At 59.5% G+C, this 18,388-nt stretch carries 22 protein-coding genes; 13 read left to right on the top strand and 9 right to left on the bottom strand.

The genetic code is table 11. From position 1 onward, the window contains the following. Nucleotides 1-84: 84 nt before the first annotated feature. Nucleotides 85-210: a hypothetical protein gene (locus EIK79_RS19065; RefSeq protein WP_267900544.1), complete on the bottom strand. Its 126-nt coding sequence runs from the start codon at nt 208-210 to the stop codon at nt 85-87. Nucleotides 211-307: 97 nt separating this feature from the next. On the opposite strand from EIK79_RS19065, the gene EIK79_RS14760 reads away from it, so the two are divergent. The 5 genes from EIK79_RS14760 (at nt 308) to EIK79_RS14740 (ending at nt 4,326) form a co-directional block, all read left to right on the top strand. After that, nucleotides 308-562, top strand: a complete 255-nt coding sequence (locus EIK79_RS14760) for a hypothetical protein (RefSeq protein ID WP_124956027.1) — start codon at nt 308-310, stop codon at nt 560-562. Nucleotides 563-1,243: 681 nt separating this feature from the next. Next, nucleotides 1,244-1,783: a tRNA (cytidine(56)-2'-O)-methyltransferase gene (locus tag EIK79_RS14755; RefSeq protein WP_124956025.1), complete on the top strand. Its 540-nt coding sequence runs from the start codon at nt 1,244-1,246 to the stop codon at nt 1,781-1,783. 6 nt (nt 1,784-1,789) lie between these two features. Further along, the gene (locus EIK79_RS14750; protein ID WP_124956023.1) at nt 1,790-2,356 is read left to right on the top strand and encodes a cupin domain-containing protein; all 567 of its coding nucleotides are present in this window, start codon (nt 1,790-1,792) and stop codon (nt 2,354-2,356) included. A 180-nt stretch (nt 2,357-2,536) separates the two neighbouring features. Then, complete coding sequence (locus tag EIK79_RS14745) at nt 2,537-2,824, top strand: hypothetical protein (protein WP_124956021.1); 288 nt, start codon at nt 2,537-2,539, stop codon at nt 2,822-2,824. Beyond that, entirely contained in the window at nt 2,821-4,326 is a 1,506-nt protein-coding gene (locus tag EIK79_RS14740; protein WP_124956019.1) for an MATE family efflux transporter, read from the top strand. The genes EIK79_RS14745 and EIK79_RS14740 overlap by 4 nt, the downstream gene beginning before the upstream one ends. A 125-nt stretch (nt 4,327-4,451) precedes the next feature. Here the strand turns inward: EIK79_RS14740 and EIK79_RS14735 are convergent, their stop codons facing one another. Continuing rightward, the gene (locus tag EIK79_RS14735) at nt 4,452-5,198 is read right to left on the bottom strand and encodes a CPBP family intramembrane glutamic endopeptidase (protein ID WP_124956017.1); all 747 of its coding nucleotides are present in this window, start codon (nt 5,196-5,198) and stop codon (nt 4,452-4,454) included. Nucleotides 5,199-5,353: 155 nt separating this feature from the next. On the opposite strand from EIK79_RS14735, the gene EIK79_RS14730 reads away from it, so the two are divergent. From EIK79_RS14730 to EIK79_RS14720, 3 genes are all read left to right on the top strand, one after another. Next, nucleotides 5,354-5,983, top strand: a complete 630-nt coding sequence (locus EIK79_RS14730) for a phosphoribosyltransferase (protein ID WP_124956015.1) — start codon at nt 5,354-5,356, stop codon at nt 5,981-5,983. A gap of 96 nt (nt 5,984-6,079) precedes the next feature. Then, nucleotides 6,080-6,322: a DUF6684 family protein gene (locus tag EIK79_RS14725; RefSeq protein WP_124956013.1), complete on the top strand. Its 243-nt coding sequence runs from the start codon at nt 6,080-6,082 to the stop codon at nt 6,320-6,322. Next, nucleotides 6,319-8,037 (top strand): NADH-quinone oxidoreductase subunit D, encoded by a 1,719-nt coding sequence (locus tag EIK79_RS14720; protein WP_124956011.1) that lies wholly within the window; start codon nt 6,319-6,321, stop codon nt 8,035-8,037. The genes EIK79_RS14725 and EIK79_RS14720 overlap by 4 nt, the downstream gene beginning before the upstream one ends. Before the next feature lie 43 nt (nt 8,038-8,080). Here EIK79_RS14720 and EIK79_RS14715 read toward each other — a convergent pair whose 3' ends face one another. The 4 genes from EIK79_RS14715 to EIK79_RS14700 form a co-directional block, all read right to left on the bottom strand. Next, nucleotides 8,081-9,541 carry an RtcB family protein gene (locus EIK79_RS14715; RefSeq protein WP_124956009.1) on the bottom strand — a complete coding sequence of 487 codons (1,461 nt, stop codon included), beginning with the start codon at nt 9,539-9,541 and terminating at the stop codon, nt 8,081-8,083. 182 nt (nt 9,542-9,723) lie between these two features. Then, nucleotides 9,724-10,569: a trehalose-phosphatase gene (otsB, locus tag EIK79_RS14710; protein ID WP_124956007.1), complete on the bottom strand. Its 846-nt coding sequence runs from the start codon at nt 10,567-10,569 to the stop codon at nt 9,724-9,726. Nucleotides 10,570-10,575: 6 nt separating this feature from the next. Further along, a complete protein-coding gene (locus EIK79_RS14705) occupies nt 10,576-12,126 on the bottom strand; it encodes an alpha,alpha-trehalose-phosphate synthase (UDP-forming) (RefSeq protein WP_124956005.1) in 1,551 nt (516 codons plus the stop codon). 496 nt (nt 12,127-12,622) lie between these two features. Beyond that, the gene (locus EIK79_RS14700) at nt 12,623-13,042 is read right to left on the bottom strand and encodes a hypothetical protein (protein WP_124956003.1); all 420 of its coding nucleotides are present in this window, start codon (nt 13,040-13,042) and stop codon (nt 12,623-12,625) included. A 142-nt stretch (nt 13,043-13,184) separates the two neighbouring features. Here EIK79_RS14700 and EIK79_RS14695 point away from each other — a divergent pair, with 142 nt between their 5' ends. Then, the gene (locus EIK79_RS14695; protein ID WP_124956037.1) at nt 13,185-13,928 is read left to right on the top strand and encodes a DUF2797 domain-containing protein; all 744 of its coding nucleotides are present in this window, start codon (nt 13,185-13,187) and stop codon (nt 13,926-13,928) included. Between the two features lie 19 nt (nt 13,929-13,947). Here EIK79_RS14695 and EIK79_RS18210 read toward each other — a convergent pair whose 3' ends face one another. Beyond that, nucleotides 13,948-14,394, bottom strand: a complete 447-nt coding sequence (locus EIK79_RS18210; protein WP_124956000.1) for a hypothetical protein — start codon at nt 14,392-14,394, stop codon at nt 13,948-13,950. Nucleotides 14,395-14,531: 137 nt separating this feature from the next. On the opposite strand from EIK79_RS18210, the gene EIK79_RS14685 reads away from it, so the two are divergent. The 3 genes from EIK79_RS14685 to EIK79_RS14675 are packed head-to-tail and all read left to right on the top strand — an operon-like array spanning nt 14,532 to nt 15,452. Beyond that, on the top strand, nt 14,532-14,747 hold the full coding sequence (locus tag EIK79_RS14685) for a DUF7525 family protein (protein WP_124955998.1): 216 nt from the start codon (nt 14,532-14,534) through the stop codon (nt 14,745-14,747). An 18-nt stretch (nt 14,748-14,765) separates the two neighbouring features. Then, the gene (locus EIK79_RS14680) at nt 14,766-14,990 is read left to right on the top strand and encodes a DUF7123 family protein (RefSeq protein ID WP_124955996.1); all 225 of its coding nucleotides are present in this window, start codon (nt 14,766-14,768) and stop codon (nt 14,988-14,990) included. 33 nt (nt 14,991-15,023) lie between these two features. Further along, entirely contained in the window at nt 15,024-15,452 is a 429-nt protein-coding gene (locus tag EIK79_RS14675) for an SRPBCC family protein (protein WP_124955994.1), read from the top strand. 23 nt (nt 15,453-15,475) lie between these two features. Here the strand turns inward: EIK79_RS14675 and EIK79_RS14670 are convergent, their stop codons facing one another. After that, on the bottom strand, nt 15,476-15,661 hold the full coding sequence (locus EIK79_RS14670; RefSeq protein WP_124955992.1) for a hypothetical protein: 186 nt from the start codon (nt 15,659-15,661) through the stop codon (nt 15,476-15,478). A 55-nt stretch (nt 15,662-15,716) separates the two neighbouring features. On the opposite strand from EIK79_RS14670, the gene EIK79_RS14665 reads away from it, so the two are divergent. Next, nucleotides 15,717-16,511 (top strand): carbon-nitrogen family hydrolase, encoded by a 795-nt coding sequence (locus EIK79_RS14665; protein WP_124955990.1) that lies wholly within the window; start codon nt 15,717-15,719, stop codon nt 16,509-16,511. A gap of 265 nt (nt 16,512-16,776) precedes the next feature. On the opposite strand, the gene EIK79_RS14660 is transcribed toward EIK79_RS14665, so the two are convergent. Continuing rightward, the gene (locus EIK79_RS14660; protein WP_124955988.1) at nt 16,777-18,312 is read right to left on the bottom strand and encodes an aldehyde dehydrogenase family protein; all 1,536 of its coding nucleotides are present in this window, start codon (nt 18,310-18,312) and stop codon (nt 16,777-16,779) included. Nucleotides 18,313-18,388 lie beyond the last annotated feature (76 nt).

Genomic DNA, 18,388 nt, shown 5'->3' with positions numbered 1-18,388 from the left:
AGCCCGTCACGGTACGTGTCGAGCAGGTCGTTGAGTTTCGACTGCTTGTGCGCAGTGGGTGGCGCAAACGTCGCCTGTAACGTCTTAGTTATCGTTGTCACTGGCGTCCAATCCTTGCTCGATGAGTTCAGCGTAGGCACGAGGATGTCGGATGCCATTGTCGCGGGCGTAGTCTTTCACCCGCTCATGGAGGTCGCTCCCTCGCTCCATATCGATTTCAGTTCGCACAATTCTTTGTGCGTTTCCTTGGCACTAATAGATTCCGTTTGGTATTCGGGCTGCTATAGACTGTGGATTGCGTAGTCGGGTGACGCGATTCACGCCCGCCCTAAAGGGCGGGATTCTCTCGCTGGTTCAAGATAGCGACACCGTCGCCGTTGAGCGCGTCGTCCAGTTTAATATGACCTTCAAACACCGCATCGACGGTCCAGAGTGGGAGCCGTGGAAAGCATATCTGATTGAGGAGCCAGAGGGACGCTATCGGCTCAACGTCGTTGAGTCAGAGGGGGACGTGTCGCGGACGATCAATCATCCCGCTCCTTCGGAGATTGTCGTCGAATAGCCTCTCTTATTTCACTAGCATTGCCGGTAAGGAAATGGTCATACTGGCTGACAATATGACGTGCCCGACTACCACATACGGGGAATCACAGAAACGTGAGGATGACCGTCTTCAAGCAGTCGATTAATTCGATTCTCGGAGACGCCTGTCTGTGTGAGACTCGTCGGTCTGTTTCAGTGATCCGGTCCTAACACGCGATCACAGCGACAAGGTAAAGCGGTGTTACAGTTTCAATGCCTTCGTGGCCGCTGGCACAGTTGAAAGTCGCACATTATTCAGACCGAACTATGAGAAAACAAGTTTCAATGCCTTCGTCGCCGCTGGCACAGTTGAAAGTCTACGACGGCAGTAGCGGCGATGTCGGAACGACGCCGTTTCAATGCCTTCGTGGCCGCTGGCACAGTTGAAAGAGGGGGTGAAAATCCGCGGAGAACCCAAATAAAGCATTCTCCATCGGTCTCATCGCCCGCCCTCTTCGTGGACCCCCCCCTGTACACGGATCTTATAACGGTCCACGAAGGGTAACGGCAACACGTTCCGCATCTGGATTCAGTCCCGCCGGGAGCAACGCGTTCCTGAACAGAGCATCGCTACCCATCGGGGTATAGCCACCGATCGCCTCCCGCCGGGAACACAACCGGACAGCGAAACCGCCTAACCCATCCCGGCGTTAGGCGCGATATGTACGACCACGAGGTAACCGTGCTCCGACTCGGGCACCGGCCGGGACGCGACGACCGGATGACCACCCACGTCGGTCTCACCGCTCGGGCGCTCGGGGCCGACCGGGTGGTGCTCTCGACGGACGCCTCCCACTCCCGGGACACCATCACCGACATCACCGACCGGTTCGGTGGCCCGTTCACCGTCGAAACGACCGACCAGCCCAAACGGCTGGTGAGCAGCTTCGAGGGAACGATCGCGCATTTGACGATGTACGGGCTGCCAGTCCAGTCCGTCGAGGACGACCTCCGAGCGACGACCGACCCGTTGCTCGTCGTCGTGGGAGCCGAAAAGGTCCCCTTCGACGTGTACGACCGGGCGGACTTCAACGTCGCCGTCACCAACCAACCCCATTCTGAAGTCGCCGGACTCGCCGTCTTCCTCGATCGACTGTTCGAGGGCCGCGAACTGGAGCAGGACTGGACCGACGCCGACCGGCGCGTGATCCCCAAAGAGACCGGCAAGAAGGTTGTCCCCGCCTCCGACGCTGAGGAGTGACGGGGCATGAACACGGTCTCGCTCACGGCGCTTGATCCGGGCCCCGGAGCCATCGACCAACGCAAGCTATCAGATCCGCTGGAAACGTCCGACGTGGCGATCACTCACTACCGGATCCCCCCTGACAGCGGACTCCCCGGCGGCGTTCACGCCCACATGGACCAAGCGGAACTGTTCGTCGTCCTCACAGGAACAGCGCGGTTCGAGACGCTGGACGGCCCGATCACCGTCGGCGCTGGCGAGGTGATCCGGTTCGCTCCCGGTGCGTTCCACTCCGGACGGAACGCTGGCACGGAGGACCTTGTGGTGCTCGCAGTGGGTGCGCCCCGCGAGACGGCAGACGTGCGGCTCCCGTTTGCGTGTCCAGCGTGTGACCACTCCAATCTCCGGATAGCGACCAACGACGAACTCACGCTCGTCTGTCCCGACTGCTCGCACACCCAAACGCCGAAAACGACGTGTCCGGAGTGCGATCACGGCGAACTGCGGGCCACGCTTACCCCAGAGGCTCGACCCATCGTCACCTGCCCGAACTGTGACATCACCTTCGACACACCACCAAGAAAGAAGTAGCACGAACGATCGGATCTCGAAACGGTGAAACGGCCGACCACGCCCAAGACACTGAGAGACATACTTTCACGGGAACTAACAACAGGGAATATCATTCGATTCCAACAGCTATTTAACTGACTGGACAGTCAGTTACGATACGAGCTGACTGGACGGTCAGTTTCTACTTACTAATAATACATGACTGACGAGACGACTGACGAACTCGCAGGGGTGACCGACTTGGCGTGGTGTAATCGTCGAGAGCGGTCGCTCCGTATCGATATGGATGAATCGATCAGCAGGACCGCACGTACAGCGCGCGCGGACCGCTACGGTTTCTTGCTCCCCTCGCCTGAACAGGGAACCAACCGAAACCGGACTACCGGTGTTCCCGGTCCCAACGGGAGCGCGCGTCGACTGCTCCGTCGGGCCGGACGGTCCCACGTGAGTGTTGCCTCCATTAGTTCCGAGGTGATCTCAAAGTGAATCTCCGATCAGTGTTCAGCAAGCTGTTTAAATCCAAAGATGAGTTCGATCTCACCGACGGTGGCATCGGCTGGCCGTTATTCTACCTCTCGCTGCCGATCATCGTCACGAATCTCTTTCAGACCGCGTACAACCTCGCAGACACCTTCTGGCTCGGTCAGTACAGCACGACCGCGCTCGCGGCGATCAGCTTCGCGTTTCCGATCGTCTTCTTGCTGATCTCGTTGGCACTGGGGCTTTCTGTGGCTGGCAGCGTACTCGTTGCCCAACACGTCGGTGCTGGTGAGGAACGGAAAGCGGAGTACGCCGCGTCACAAACGATCACCTACGCCGTCGTCGCGTCACTCATACTCGGCGGCGCAGGATATTTCCTCGTTGAGGATTTCCTCACCCTCCTCGGAGCCGCGCCCGACGTTGCGGCCCAAGCGACCGGCTACATGCAGGTGTTCTCGGCTGGACTGGTTGCGGTCTTCGGATTTGCGGTGTTCATCTCCCTGATGCGGGGATACGGCGACACGATCACGCCGATGCTCGTGATGTTCGGATCAGTCGTGCTCAACATCGTGCTTGACCCGCTCCTCATCTTCGGTTTTGAGAGCAACCCGTTGTTTGGCTATCTCGGCATGCGCGGTCTCGAAACGTGGCTGTTCGGGCTGACGGGTTACACCGGATCGGGCATCGAAGGCGCAGCGATTGCCACGGTGCTCTCCCGGATTCTCGCGTTTGTGGTCGGAATATGGATCATGTTCCGGGGGACACGCGGCGTCCAGATCCGGCTCTCACAGATGACGCCCAATCTTTCGTTCGCCCGTCGAGTGTTCGACATTGGCGTCCCGGCCTCGATCGAGGGGACCACCCGATCGCTTTCGATCAATCTGTTGATGTTCATCATCGCTGCGTTCCCCGAGACCGTTGTCGCCGCCTACGGGATCGGCACGCGAGTGTTCTCAGTGATATTCCTGCCGGCGCTCGCGCTCTCCCAGGGCATCGAGACGATGACCGGTCAGAACATCGGCGCAAAAAAGCAAGACAGAGCGGCCGAAACTAATCATTTCGGCTCTCGCATCATGCTGATCGGTCTGACCACGTTCGGCGTCATCGTCTGGCTCGCCGCCGCCCCGGTCGCTGCCGTCTTCACGAACGATCCCGCCGTCATTGAAGCAGCCGCAGACTTCCTCCGGTATTCGGCACCGACGTTCGGGTTCATCGGCGTCATGCGGGCGTACACCGGCGGATTCCGCGGGGCTGGCAAGACGCTGGTCGCCGCGGTCATCTCACTCGTCGCGCTCGGGATCGTTCGGTTGCCGGTCGCGTGGGTCGGAACCAACATCCTCGCACTTGATGCCGTCGGACTCTGGATCGCATTCCCTGTCTCGAACATCGCGGGCGGCGTCATCGCGTATCTCTGGTTCAAGCGTGGTACGTGGCGCGAGGCGGATCTCACTGATTCGGAGTTCGGAAGTGATGTTCCGGGTACAGAACACGCATCGACTGACGACTGATCGGACCGACCGCCGAAACTGACCGACGCGATCTCCGTCCGTGAACAGCGCATTATCGTTCTGATCGGTTTCAAACCACCGCGAAGATCGGGGACCGCTCGCAGGGGCGGAACTGTACCGAACCGTCATCCGATACCGGTGAGCGACGCGTATAGGGCACCGAACAGGATCGCGTTGTACACCCCGTGTGTGAGTGCTGGAACGAGGAGGTTGTTCGTCCGTTCGTACAGTCCACCGAGCACCAATCCGAGAACGAACGCAGTGAAGACGTAGCTCCCGACGCCAATGGTAGTGCTTGTGGCCACCGCTGGAACGTGGACGAGTCCGAACAGCGCGCTTGCCAGCACGATCGCCGGAAGCGCTCCGAACGACCTACGAAGCCGACCCTGAACACCAGCCCGAAACAGCAGCTCTTCTCCCGGCCCGATCAGCACGATCGCAAGCGGTATCAGATAAAGCAGTAGCTGCGGACGGACGCGAGCGATCTGTTCGATCTGGTTGGTTCCCGCCATGAATCCTCCGTATCGTAATAAGACGCTGATCAGCTGAGCGGTGCCCAACAGCAACACGATTCCCACGACGATCCATCCGAGACCCCAAACCGTAGGCCGTCGAACGGCGATGAGTTCTGGATCGGTGTAGATCGCGTACACCACGGCCACGAGACCGAACACGAGCTGTTGTTCTACGATCAGGATGACGTAGCCGACGGTGCTGGTCGGAGCGATTCCAACCGCAGAGAACGCGAACAACAACGGTACCACGGCCACTCCTGCCAGCAGTAGGGCGCTGACGACGAGGAGCATGACTACCACGATGGATCGGAGCCGGTCGTACGCTCCTCCCTGACTGGATGTGTTGTTTGGTACCATTATTCACTAACAGTTTCGGGAGCGGATCGAATACGTCCATCGACCACACGAATGACCTGTTTTGACCACTTTGGGGAGACGCCGCTGGCACCGCCAGAAATGGTATTAATAATTATAAAACGAGTATACTTACTGATCGGGCGTGAAGTTATGGTATGAGCTTTGCCGATCGAACGGAGGCGGGCCACCGACTCGGCACAGAGCTAACCGAGCGGGGTGTGGGAGGTGACATCGTGTTAGCGATTCCGAGAGGGGGGTTGCCGTTGGGTCGTGCTGTGGCCGACACACTCGATCTTCCGCTTGATATCGTTGTCGCCAAGAAGATCGGCGCGCCCCACAACCCGGAGTACGCGATCGGTGCGGTTGCGAGCGACGGCAGCGTGTGGCTCAACGAGGACGCGATCGAGACGCTCGACATCGACACTGCGTATCTTGACGGCGAGCGGACGGAGATGGCAACTGCAGCCCGCGAGAAAGAACAGCGGTATCGCGGCGATCGAGAGCCGCCAACGATCGAAGGAAAAACGGTGCTCATCGTCGACGACGGGATCGCCACGGGAGCGACCGTCCGAGCCTGTATCGAGCGCCTCACCAATGCCGGGACCGACCGGGTCGTACTGGCAGTACCCGTCGGATCACCACAAACGATCGACGCGTTGCGCTCGATGGTCGATACGGTTGTCTGTCTCGAAACTCCGCCGAACTTCCGCGCCGTCGGGCAGTTCTACGACCGGTTCGATCAGGTTCAGGACGAACAGGCAATGACGTACTTGAATCGATCGTGATCGGAATCGTTCGTTGACAGCTACGGCCGGGCGTCGTCTGGGCTTGAATATACCACCCATAGTCGTTTGTCCACGGATCACATACGGTGTTCTCCTATGAGTAAGTACGCGCTCGAATGGCAGACGATCCTCGATATCACCGTGAATATCATTCCACTGGTCATACTCGTCTTCTTTTTCGTCTTGTTCGCCGTGTACGATCCGTACCTCGGGAACCCGTTCATGCTCGGTATCTCCCTCTTTCTGCTCGTCGTTCCGTTCGTGTTGCTGGCGTTTGTCACCTACGCCGCCGGGCGAACGCTCGAACGTGATGAGAAGTCCGCTCCCTCACAACCATGAGTTCGGAAACCATTCATACCGATGACCTGCCGTCAACGGACTACGACGCGATCACGGAACTGTTGGGGAATCGCGTGATTGACCGCGAAGAACACGGCAACGCCGAGGCGGTCGTCATCCGTCCGGACGATGTACAGGACGTGCTGTACGCTCTTCGAGACAACGCCGGGTTCGACCATTGCTCGTGTCTCACCGCTCAGGAGTACGACGACCGTTTCGAGTCGATCTACCATCTTCGAAGCTTCGATGAACCGACGCGAGAATTGGGTGTCGTCGTCCCGACGCCGAAAGACCAGCCTGTGAGCCAGACGGCGACGCCGGTGTATGAAACGGCGAACTGGCACGAACGGGAGGCGTACGATCTCGTTGGCATCGAGTATGCAGGGCATCCGGATCTGCGCCGGATTCTGCTGCCCGAAACGTGGCAAGGCCATCCCCTTCGACTTGACTACGATCAGGAACGACACCAAGTTGTTGCGCTGCGCGAACACGTCAATCCGATTGAGTCCGACCGCCGGGCGGCCGACAGTGATCAGGTCGGTGAAACCAGCGCGGTCGACGCGCCGGTGGATGAACCTTCTTCCAGTGACACCGAAACGATGTTTCTCAACATCGGGCCACACCACCCAGCGACTCATGGCGTGCTCCACCTCGAAACGACGCTTGACGGCGAACAAGTCGCTGACGTTACCCCCGACATCGGCTATCTCCACCGGTGTGAAGAACAGATGTGCCAACAAGGGACGTACCGACACAAGATCATTCCGTACTCCAACCGGTGGGATTACACGGCCAACCTTCCCAACGAGTGGGCCGTCGCGCGTCCTATTGAGGATCTCGCAGATATCGACGTGCCCGAGTATGCGCAGGTGTTGCGCACGATGGCGACCGAATTCGGACGCATGTTGGGTCACTTCCTCGCCGTCGGCACGTTCGCGCTCGACGTGTACGGGGATTTCACGGCGATCTTTCAGTACGCGTTCCGGGATCGTGAACTCGTTCAAAACATCCTCGAGGACCTCACCGGGCAACGGATGATGTTCTACTACTTCCGGATCGGCGGCGTCGCGTGGGACCTCCCCGAACCCCGTGAGGAATTCTTCGAGAAGATACGAGCGTTCTTAGACCAGCTGCCGTCGGTTCTTGAGGAGTACCACAATCTCCTGACGCGCAACGAAGTGTTTCAGATCCGGTGTGTGAACACGGGTGTTCTTGAGCCGGAGACTGCCAAGCAGTACGGCTGTACGGGACCGGTCGCTCGTGGGTCGGGCGTGGAGTACGATCTCCGCCGAGACGATCCGTACGGCTACTACGACCAACTCGACTGGAACGTCGTCACCGAGGACGGCTGTGATAATTATGCGCGCGTGTTGGTTCGCCTCCGTGAGGTTGAAGAAAGCGCCAACATCATCCGCCAGTGTGTCGATCGCCTCGAAGCGTGGCCCGCTGACGACCGGACGATCCAGAGCAACGTCCCCCGAACGCTCAAACCCGATCCCGACACCGAGATCTATCGCGCCGTCGAATCCGCGAAAGGTGAACTCGGCGTCTACATCCGCAGTGACGGCACCGACACCCCCGCACGGTTCAAAATCCGCAGCCCGTGCTTTCATAACCTGTCTGCGCTCCCCGAGATGTCCGAAGGCGAGTACGTCCCCGATCTGATCGCCTCGCTCGGAAGCCTCGACCTCGTACTCGGCAGTGTCGATCGGTGACAACGCGACTATCGTATCCAGTACGAACAACTGGACTCGTTCGCTACCCCTTGATGTTACAGACGGGGAACGTCCGTGCGACGGGTTTACCGATTCCCAGCGCCTCCGAAACCGCAATCACCTCATCGATGTCTTTGTACACGTCGGGGGCCTCTTCTGCGATCGTCGCACCGCTGTCGGCTTTCACGTAGATGTGCTGTTGATCTTGTAGCTCCTGTTGTACGTCACCGCCCCAGAACTCCCGTTTGGCTTGCGTTCGGCTCATCACCCGTCCGGCACCGTGTGCGGTCGATCCGAACGTCTCGGTCATCGCGGCGTCACCGCCACACAGAACGTAGCTTCCAGTTCCCATGCTCCCGGGAATGAGTACAGGCTGTCCGACCGACCGATACGTCTCGGGGATCTCCTCACGGCCCGCCGGGAACGCCCGCGTCGATCCCTTGCGGTGGACGTACAACTCGCGGTTTTCACCGTCAATCTCGTGGGTTTCCAGCTTCGCGCTGTTGTGAGCAACGTCGTACAGCAGTTCCATTCCCATGCTCTCCCACGGCCGATCGAACACCGTCTCGAACACCTCTCGGGTCTGGTGCATCACCACCTGCCGGTTGACCCACGCAAAGTTGATCGCCGCACACATCGCGGTGTAGTACGACGCCGCGAGTTCGCTGCCTGCTGGTGCGGCCGCCAACTCGGTGTCCGGGAGCGAGTCGAGTAATTCGGAATGGCTCTGTTTGATCGCTGCAAGGTAATCAGTGCAGACTTGATGCCCCAAGCCTCGGCTTCCGGTGTGGATGAGTACGACGATCTGGTCGGGTTCCAATCCGTACGCGTCAGCGATTTCCGGATCGAACACGTCGGTTACGCGCTGCACTTCGAGGAAATGGTTTCCGCTGCCGAGGCTCCCGATCTGGGATCTTCCCCGGTCTTTGGCTTCCTGTGAAACTGCGTCTGGAGTTGCCTCGGGCCGTCTTCCCTCGTCTTCACACCGTCGGAGATCCTCCTCAACCGCGTAGCCGGCATCGACCGCCCACTCCACACCGGCGTTGAGGAGTTCATCCACCGTCTTGCGGTCCACTTCAAGCACGCCGCCGCCACCGAGTCCGCAGGGAATTGCCTCGAACAGCGTCTCGACCAGTTCTGTCTCGGTTCCAGTGAGATCATCATAGGTGAGGTTCGTCCGCATCATCCTGACGCCGCAGTTCACGTCATACCCCACAGCGCCGGGCGAGAGACAGCCGGTTTCCGCGTCGATCCCTGCGACACCACCGACCGGGAAGCCGTACCCCTGATGGCCGTCGGGCATACAAACGGCGTATTTGGTGATACCCGGCAGCTCGGTCGTGTTTTTCAGCTGCTGAAGCGTTCTGTCGCCACTGATTTCCTCTAACAGCGACTCACTGGCCAGTACTCGCGCCGGCACGTTCATCTCGCCGGACTGGGGAATCTCCCATACGTTGTCCCGCACCTCTTCGAGCGTGATGCTGTCGGTGTCGTAGGTGCGCATGGTGTGCTCTTTGGTAACTAGGGTCGCTAACGTAGAATAGCGTTGTGATGAATGTGTTCGATACACTACAACATCTGCGTGCCGTCGGAAGCGAGGGTGAATCCGAGCGTTCCAAAACCGGAGTCGCTCGCCGGCCGCCGGGGTTGTCGTCCGTCCTTGACGCAGAAATTATGCAGCGTCTCTCAGGGGTTTGAGTTGTTCTCACCAACCAACTCGTCCACACCAGCGTCCGCGAGCCACTGTAACACCGCTGTCACTGCTTCGACATCGGCAACCCGGTAGGTTGCTGCGGTGCCGTCGGTACCGACGTGGACACCGATCCCGTCGGGCGCGATGGCACGAAACACGTCCTCATCGGTCGTGTCGTCACCGATATACATCGGAAGGCACGCATCGGAACGGCGATCGACAAACCATTGAACGGCCTCGCCTTTGTCCCAGTCGATCGCCGGTCGTATCTCTACGATGTTTGCCCCGCGTGTACACCGGAGATCGCTGGCGTCGTCTTCAACGACGGTCTCGACGATCGATCGGATCCGGGCTTTACTCTCCTCGTCGTCGACCCGCCGGTAGTGAACCGTTGCCGTGATGCCTTTGTTTTCGATCGCACAGTCCTCGTGATCGATCTCCGTTTCGAGGCGGTCACAGACGGTTCGAATCTGTGCCCGCGTCGCGTCGGGATCTGACAGGGGTGATGCGCCATCGAGTTCGAGTCCGTGGTTGCCGGCGTACTCGACGCCGTCGATCCCCACGCGATCGCGCACGTCGTCTAACGCGCGGCCGCTGATCACCGCGATATCGACCCCTGCTTGGCGGCTAAGCGTTCGGAGCAACTCCTGATTTTCGGCTGTCGGCTCAGCGGCCGACGGCTCGTCGACGTGGGGTGCAAGCGTCCCATCGAAATCGAGCCCGAGAAACAGCCGCTGAGCGTCGGTGGTTGCCAACTGCTGACCGAGCCGGTCGGTCTCTGAAAGTATCCAAGGAACCGATGCCACTGTGTCGTGCTGAGTGTCTGTCGAATCGTCCATTCCTCGTTAGGTCCCCCCGTCTCCTCGAAGCTGATCGACAGTGTCGAACATGTCGTGTAGCCACACGTTGATGTTGTTGTTGTGTACTTTCCGCCGGAGCCGGCGCGATCGATGGCGTCGTTCGGTCTCGGGCATCGTGATCGCCTGCTCGATCGCGTCAGCGTGGGACTCGGTATCGTAGGGATTGACCGAAATCACGGCGTCCCCGAGCTGTTCGTGGGATCCAGCGAGCTCACTCAACACGAGCACGCCGTCGTCATCGACTTGTGAGGCGACGTATTCTTGGGCAACGAGGTTCATGCCGTCTCGGAGTGGACTCACAAGGGCGGCGTCGCTGTACCGATACAGACCACACAACGTGTCTCTCGGGAGTTTTTCCTCGATCATGATCACCGGCTGCCAGTCGTCCGTCCCAAAGCGATCGTTGATCCGTTCGGTAATGGTACTCACTCGCTCTTGGAGCTGCTGATACGCCGGAATCTGCGATCTGCTCTCTGATCCTTTTTGAACGTACGTGAACTCCCCACGCCACTCGGGCCGCTCTGCCCAGAGATGTTCGAGCGCCTTGAGCCGTTCGGGGATCCCCTTGGTGTAGTCCAGCCGATCCACCCCGAGAACAACCCGGTGATCGGACGCTAACCCGAATTCGTTTTTGAATTCCTGCCACATTGATTCGGGAACGTTCATACTTTGCTGCTTGATCGTGTCTGCGTCGACACCCATCGGGAACGCTTTCACCATCGTCTCACGTCCCTCGTGACGGATCCGTCCGCTGTCGTGCTCGACCTCGGCGTGTTCGACCAACGTCTCGACACACTCCATGAAGTTCCGACAGTACTGGGGCACGTGAAACCCGATAAGGTCGTTTCCGAGCAACCCTTCGAGAAGCTCCTGATGCTGTGGACACGCCCGGAACGCGTCGACCGGCGGCCACGGGATGTGCCAGAAATGAAGGATAAACGGGTCAGACGAACTCTGGGAGCGGACGAGTTTCGGAGCACACGCGAGATGATAGTCCTGAAACCATATCACCGAATCGTCGGTTGCGTGCTCAAGCACCCCGTCCGCGAACTTCTGATTTACCGCCTGATACTGTCGCCATTGCGCACTATCGAATTCCGTGTTCCCCATTGCGAGGTGACACAGCGGCCACAGCGCACGGTTACTGTACCCGTAGTAGTAGCCCTCTACGTCGGAATCGGTGAGCCATAACCGCTGTAGCGTGTATTGGGGGTCCTCCGGGGGAACTGACAACTGCCCGTCCTCGTCCGTCGTATCGCGGTCTGCTTCGCCGTCACCCCACGCGATCCACGTGCCGTTGAGGCGCTGCATGACTGGATCCAGTCCGGCAGTGAGTCCACCTGTGGGGCGATCGACCGTGATCGTCGGATCGCCGTCTTCGTTTTGTCGATACCGATGTCGGTATGGCTGGCGATTCGAAACGACGATCACTGTGTCGTTCGAGAGGGACGTAGCGATCTCTGTCTCCTCTTTTTCGTTCGCTTGCGAGATCTGGTGTGGTGATATGCCTGTCGCCGACCGCCAGTCGTTGGACATGATTGTGCTATTGATCCTACACTATCAGCCAAGGTAGGCTCTTCGCCTGCGTATGCGACCATCACACGAGAGCGCGCTTCTCTCGGTCACTGAACACCGCTCTCGGACAGGACTCGGAGCTGGTGGATGCTCGAGCGAGTTGCTCCGATCGGTCAGGACCTGCTCCGATGCCCTGTATCGCTCTCCGCTCGTGCGCTGTACTGCTCCCACTACGGACCGATCCGAGCGGTGTCGGCGTCTATCGATACTCGAACAACGGACGGTAACGCCGATCCGCTGCAGTGCCTTCAGACGAGCCGACAGACGTGTTTCTATACTGAGTAGTGATCGTTTCACACCGGGAGCTTGTACTATCATGCTGCCTCTTTATTACGTGATGGGTGAGAATAAAATCCTCGTTGTTGTTGATGGCAGACGTACACACGAATTGGTTCGGTGTTCGGACAGCCATCAGCGATGGTGAGAAACGAGATGAAGGCGGTGACCGGCGTCGAAGCTACAGTCGGCTTGGTGGTGGAGACCGTCGTTCGTTGTCCCGTCGGCACTCCTCGACACCGGTGATCATGGGCATTGACCCGGATGGGGCGAGCGAATCGAGTTGTGATTTCACGTCAAGCGCGTCCAGCCGATCACGGTTGACTCGTGCCGACCGGATGGAAGCGAGGTACGACCGAACCGCTGAGACCGCGTCTTTGTACGTGGACGCGTAGCCCACCGTTTCCGTCCGGGTCATCCCGTCCAGTTCGAGCGTGTACGCGACCTTCCACCGCGATCCGACATCAATCGCAAGCGATGGGGTTGCCGTCTTGCTCACACGGATTGTGACCCGACCGCTCTCACAGGGAACCGGAATCGTTTCCTCCCGCGGTTGTCCGTCGAGAGGACCGTCAAACTCTCCGTATGGGGTAGGCCACATGTCATGAAAAAACCATTGTATACTAATAGGATCTATGCCTGCGTGTGCTTGTCGTGCCGTCCGCTTTGAAGGGGGAGGCAGCCCGATGAAACGGACGTTCAACACGCGGAAGGGCTTTATCGCGGGAACGTGTGGAGATGCTGTGCAAGTCGTCGGGTATCGTTCAGACACCGGAACGCTTCAGGTGGCGAGCGGCGGGTTGGTCGAGTCGATCGCGCTCGATTCGGGCGTCGAACTCGACTCCACGCTGGGTGAGCGCCACTGTGCTGGGACGATCACGGCCGCTGACCACATGGAGTGTGCGGCGTCATCGGCCCCGTACTGCGACATCCATGAACGGACGTGGGTTTGTGCGCGTTGCACTGGCACGTGTCTGAAACCGGAGATGGACTGTTATGAGACGCATGCGGTGTATCTCGCCGCGTTCGCGCCGTCGACGTTTAAGGTCGGTGTGACGAAGCGTGACCGACTCGAAACCCGACTCCGCGAGCAAGGTGCAGACCGGGCGGCACACATTCGAACCGTTCCGAACGGACGGATTGCCCGCGAAATCGAACAGGAGATCGCTGCCGATCTTACTGATCGTGTCCGTGTGCCCGAGAAGATCGCCGGTCTCGGTCGACCGGTTTCTACTCCTGCGTGGACCGAGCTGCTCGCGGGGTACGATCCCATCGAGACGTTCGCGTTCGAGTACGGACTTGATCTCCGATCACAGCCGGTACCGGAAACGCTCTTTCGGGGTACGGTTCGCGGAACGAAAGGACGAATCCTCGTGCTTGATCGGAACGAAGGAACGTACGCGGTCGATCTTCGGGATCTCGTGGGATACGAACTCACTGAAGGCGCGACCGACCGGCGCCTCCAGAGCGCTCTGTCGGCGTTTTGACCGTATGGGCGGACTGGTACTACTCTTCTAAGGCGTCCGCGATGCGTTCGAGTTCACGGCGCACATCGTGGAGTTCGTCGCGGACTTTACGGACTTCGCGGACGAGTTCCTCGTTGCCTTCGGATTCGGGTCCCTGAGCGCCTCGTCCACCGGGACCGCCACCCATGCCGCCCATGCCGCCGGGACCGCCACCGCCCATCATACCGCCCATCATCTGTGCGAACGGGTTCCCGCCGCCGCCACCCATGCCGCCGGGACCGCCACCGCCGAACGGCTCTTGGGGTCGCTCGTCGTCTCCTTCGCCTTCTTCCTCGCGGCGCTGTCTGATCTCTTCGACGCGCTCGCGGAACGTTTTCTCTTCTTCGTCTCCTTCGCTTTCCTCGCTTTCCGGAGTCTCCTCGGTTTCGAGTTCGTCAGTCGGTTCCTCGCTCCCAGATTCGTCCGGTTGTTCTTCGTTGTCGGCCATGGCACTGTTTCTGTCCCGGCTCACAAAAGGATGGTGTCTCGGTACCGGCGTGAGCACCCTCGGATCGCCGGAGTGATCGTGATCACGGCTAGTGACGAATCGCGGGAATTTTATTCACCCGGCACCCTCGGGTGGGTATGGCGAAGACAGCGACCGTCGACACTGACATGCGAACTGGCGTGGCGATGCTGTTCGGTGTGCTCGGTCTTATCGGAGCGCTCGTGATGCTCACAATGGGTCTAACGGAACAGCAGTTGCTTGCGGGATGGGGATTTGCAGGGGCGATGCTTTCGGGTACCGTTCTCATCGTTGTCCTTCACGTGTATGGGTCGTCCGAAATCATTAATCCCTAGAGCGCCTATTTACCGCCTATGGGATCACTGAACGATGAAGACCAACGCATTCTCGATTACCTCCACGAGAGTGTCGAGTCGGGCAAGCGATATTTTCGTGCTAAACGGATTGCCGACCAGCTCGGTTTGTCTTCCAAACAGGTCGGCGCGCGCCTCCCGCGACTCGCTGACAGCGCAGAGGATGTCGAGATCGAGAAATGGGGACGTGCGCGGTCAACGACGTGGCGGGTTACGCCGGAGTAGTGGACTTTTTATCCCGACTGGCGAAACAGAGGCATGACCGTCCGGGTAAACCAGACGTTTGACGTGAGCGCAGCCCCCGAGACCGTATGGAACTTCATTGCTGACCCGGAAAAGCGCGCCCGTGCCATCAGCGTGGTCCACGGGTTCGAAGAAACTGGTGACAGGACCGCGGTTTGGCAGATCGAGCTTCCGCTGCCGCTTCTCAATCGCACCATCTCGGTTGAAACCGAAGAAACGGATCGTGAGCCGCCCACGTACGTCCGATTCGTCGGCCGTTCTTCTGCGGTCCACGTCATTGGTGAGCACCGTCTCGAAGCCACGGCGGACGGATCACAGCTCACTAACCAGTTCACGGTCGACGGCAAGCTCCCTGGCGTCGAACGCTTTTTCAAAGGACACCTCGACGAGGAACTCCGCAACCTCCGCGACGCGCTGTACGACGATTTGAATCGCTCCGGGTAGTGATCGGTCTGCTACGGACGGCACTACTGCTCGGCTCGCTCGGCCAGTTTGCAGCCAACGAACAGCCCGATAGCGTTGCCGATGGCACCGTAGATTTGGGCTTTGATCTTCCGTTCACCTGCATCACGCCTGCGTATCCAGTATGCAACCATCACCGACGCGAGAAATCCACCAACGAACTGTACCCCTTTGTTCTGGTGACTCGGCATGTTCCGGTGTTCCCCACCGGTTAGTATATGTTTTCGGGCGAATGATTCCCCGGAAATGAAGATCGCACTCGCACAGCTCCGAATCGAGCCGGGCGACGTTGCGGGCAACGTCGACCGGGCCGAGGCTGCCATCGTTGACGCCGCCGACCGGGGTGTCGATGTCGTCTGTCTCCCGGAGGCGTTCACCGTCGGCTACTTCTCCTTTTCCGCCTACGCCGAACACGCTGAAGGGCTGTCGGGACCCACGCTTTCGCGGCTGTCGGCGGCGGCCCGAGAGAACAACATCGCGGTGGTTGCCGGTACCATCATCGAGGATCTCACCGAAACGGATGCGGGACCGGCCGCGACGGGGTTGGCGAACACGGCCGTCTTTTTCGACCGGGATGGGACACGGAAAGCGGTGTACCGGAAACGCCACCTGTTCGGGTACGACTCCCGAGAGTCAGAGCTTCTCGTTCCCGGCGAACGGCTTCCGACGGTCTCCTTCGAGGGCTTTACCGTCGGACTCACCACCTGCTATGATCTCCGGTTTCCTGAACTGTACCGCTCTCTTCTCGACGCCGGCGTGACGCTCGTGTTCGTTCCGAGCGCGTGGCCCTATCCCAGAGTCGAACACTGGAAACTGCTCGCGAAGGCACGAGCGGTCGAAAACCTCTGGTATGTGGCTGCCACTAACGGCACCGGTGCGTTCGAGGACGCCACGCTGCTCGGCCGCTCGACTGTTTATGACCCATGGGGAACGGCCGTCGCCAGCGCGGGTGCCGATCCGACGCTTGTCACTGCCACTATCGATCCCGACCGTGTCGACTCGGTTCGCGCGGAGTTCCCTGCGCTCGATGACCGACGGTAGCACCGTTTCCACCGTGTGGTTCTATAATGATAGATTGAGCATGAATATAATCAATGATGACGAACACCGCTCGATCGGCGCGCCGCGGTGGGAATATTTATTATCGTTCGAACGAACATTCAACTGCCGGGTCGACGCTTTTCTCGTCGGACCGGCAAGACAACTCACCTCCCTCATCGCCCGGTGTCGCTGGGATGCCGGCCTCATCCCAGCGGCTTCCTCGTCTCGGTCGTTTTCGGTTTCGAAGAGAAACAGAAGTCGTGCGCTACTTCTCGGTCGTGATGTCCGCTGAGAGACCTTGTGCCATCTCGATGTCCCGTGAGTTGTTGAGTGTCCACGCGGTTCGTTCAGTGACCGCCTCAATGACTTCGCGTGCGCTTGGGTAGCCGTTGCCCGACTTTTTCACGCCACCGAACGGCAGGTGGACTTCCGCACCGATGCACGGGAGATTGCCGTACGCCAGTCCGAGTTCGGCGTGGTCCCGGTAGTAGTTGATCTGTCGGTAATCCTCGGAGATGATTGCCCCGGCCAATCCGTAGGGTGTGTCGTTTTGGATCTCGACCCCGCGCTCGATGTCGCCGGTGTATTTCATGAGTGCGACGTGAGGGGCGAACACCTCTTCACGGATACACCGCGTCTCACCCGCGTCGTCGTAGTCGATTTCGTACACGAACGGACCGATCCAGTTCCCGCTCTCGTGTCCATCGGGGACTTCCTCGTCGTCGAGTTCGGCCCGATCCACGAGCACGTTCGCACCCTCTTCGCGTGCGAGATCGTTGTACTCGTGGAACCGTTCGACTTGACGCTGTTCGATGAGCGGTCCCATGAACGTATTCGCGTCGAGTGGATCCCCGACGGCAACGCTCTCCGCTAACTCGACGAATCGCGCTTTGAACTCCTCGTACACGTCCTCGTGAACGATGAGACGCTCACTCGACACACACCGCTGGCCCGTGGTTTTGAACGAGGACATCACGGCGGAGTGGACAGCCACGTCGAGATCCGCTTCGTCGGTGACGAGCACCGCGTTTTTGCCGCCCATCTCACACGCGCACGTCGTTCCCGGACGGGCGGCGACCGTGCCGGCGATCTCGTGGCCTACCTCTGCGCTGCCGGTGAACAACACCGTATCTACAGTCGGGGAGTCAACGATTTCCGCACCGGCGTCGCCGTATCCCTGCACCATGTTGAACACGCCGTCGGGGATCCCCGTCGATTCGAACAGCTCCGCGATGACCTGTCCACACAGCGGCGTTTGCTCAGCGGGCTTCCAGACAACGGTGTTGCCTTCCACGAGCGCGACGGCCATATGCCAGAAGGGAATTGCCACCGGGAAGTTCCACGGCGTGATACAGCCGACGACGCCCACCGGCTTGCGACGCATGTAGGCGTCTTTGCTCGGAATCTCACTCGGAACCACGTCGCCGTGTGGGTGGCGCGCGTCGCCGGCTGCCCATTCGACCATGTGGGCGGCTTCGACCACGTCGGCTTTCCCCTCCGAGATCTCCTTCCCACATTCTTTGGTCACAATCTCGCCCAACTCTTCCGTTCGCTCTTTGAGTTCGTGGTAGATCTCCCAGAGATACTCCGCGCGATCGATGTGGGAGAGATCGCGCCACTCCTCGAACGCTTGCTCTGCGGCGTCGATAGCGCGCTCGACATCCGCTTCGGTCCCGCGCTGGAACGTCCCGAGCGTCTCTCCTGTTGCCGGATTCGTCGATTCGAACGTCTCCTCACCCGCTCCCGCGACGAACTCGCCGTTGATGTAGTGTTCGTGTACTTCCGTCACTTGTTGGCTCATGTGGCAATACTTGCACCAGCCGGGTAAAAATTATCCGGATAAAATTCGAGAGACGTACCGACTGTTTGCCGTTCTA

The sequence above is a fragment of the Halocatena pleomorpha genome (genome assembly GCF_003862495.1).
Lineage (GTDB): Archaea > Halobacteriota > Halobacteria > Halobacteriales > Haloarculaceae > Halocatena > Halocatena pleomorpha.
The sequence above is the reverse complement of the archived record's forward strand: the minus strand, read 5'-3'. Positions and strand labels throughout refer to the sequence as shown.

Bases quoted from the DNA above. Each gene is read 5' to 3' on its own strand.
- EIK79_RS19065 (WP_267900544.1), bottom strand. From the start codon at position 210: ATGGAGCGAGGGAGCGACCTCCATGAGCGGGTGAAAGACTACGCCCGC.
- EIK79_RS14755 (WP_124956025.1), top strand. From the start codon at position 1,244: ATGTACGACCACGAGGTAACCGTGCTCCGACTCGGGCACCGGCCGGGA.
- EIK79_RS14750 (WP_124956023.1), top strand. From the start codon at position 1,790: ATGAACACGGTCTCGCTCACGGCGCTTGATCCGGGCCCCGGAGCCATC.
- EIK79_RS14745 (WP_124956021.1), top strand. From the start codon at position 2,537: ATGACTGACGAGACGACTGACGAACTCGCAGGGGTGACCGACTTGGCG.
- EIK79_RS14735 (WP_124956017.1), bottom strand. From the start codon at position 5,198: ATGGTACCAAACAACACATCCAGTCAGGGAGGAGCGTACGACCGGCTC.
- EIK79_RS14730 (WP_124956015.1), top strand. From the start codon at position 5,354: ATGAGCTTTGCCGATCGAACGGAGGCGGGCCACCGACTCGGCACAGAG.
- EIK79_RS14725 (WP_124956013.1), top strand. From the start codon at position 6,080: ATGAGTAAGTACGCGCTCGAATGGCAGACGATCCTCGATATCACCGTG.
- EIK79_RS14720 (WP_124956011.1), top strand. From the start codon at position 6,319: ATGAGTTCGGAAACCATTCATACCGATGACCTGCCGTCAACGGACTAC.
- EIK79_RS14715 (WP_124956009.1), bottom strand. From the start codon at position 9,541: ATGCGCACCTACGACACCGACAGCATCACGCTCGAAGAGGTGCGGGAC.
- otsB (WP_124956007.1), bottom strand. From the start codon at position 10,569: ATGGACGATTCGACAGACACTCAGCACGACACAGTGGCATCGGTTCCT.
- EIK79_RS14705 (WP_124956005.1), bottom strand. From the start codon at position 12,126: ATGTCCAACGACTGGCGGTCGGCGACAGGCATATCACCACACCAGATC.
- EIK79_RS14700 (WP_124956003.1), bottom strand. From the start codon at position 13,042: ATGTGGCCTACCCCATACGGAGAGTTTGACGGTCCTCTCGACGGACAA.
- EIK79_RS18210 (WP_124956000.1), bottom strand. From the start codon at position 14,394: ATGGCCGACAACGAAGAACAACCGGACGAATCTGGGAGCGAGGAACCG.
- EIK79_RS14685 (WP_124955998.1), top strand. From the start codon at position 14,532: ATGGCGAAGACAGCGACCGTCGACACTGACATGCGAACTGGCGTGGCG.
- EIK79_RS14680 (WP_124955996.1), top strand. From the start codon at position 14,766: ATGGGATCACTGAACGATGAAGACCAACGCATTCTCGATTACCTCCAC.
- EIK79_RS14675 (WP_124955994.1), top strand. From the start codon at position 15,024: ATGACCGTCCGGGTAAACCAGACGTTTGACGTGAGCGCAGCCCCCGAG.
- EIK79_RS14670 (WP_124955992.1), bottom strand. From the start codon at position 15,661: ATGCCGAGTCACCAGAACAAAGGGGTACAGTTCGTTGGTGGATTTCTC.
- EIK79_RS14665 (WP_124955990.1), top strand. From the start codon at position 15,717: ATGAAGATCGCACTCGCACAGCTCCGAATCGAGCCGGGCGACGTTGCG.
- EIK79_RS14660 (WP_124955988.1), bottom strand. From the start codon at position 18,312: ATGAGCCAACAAGTGACGGAAGTACACGAACACTACATCAACGGCGAG.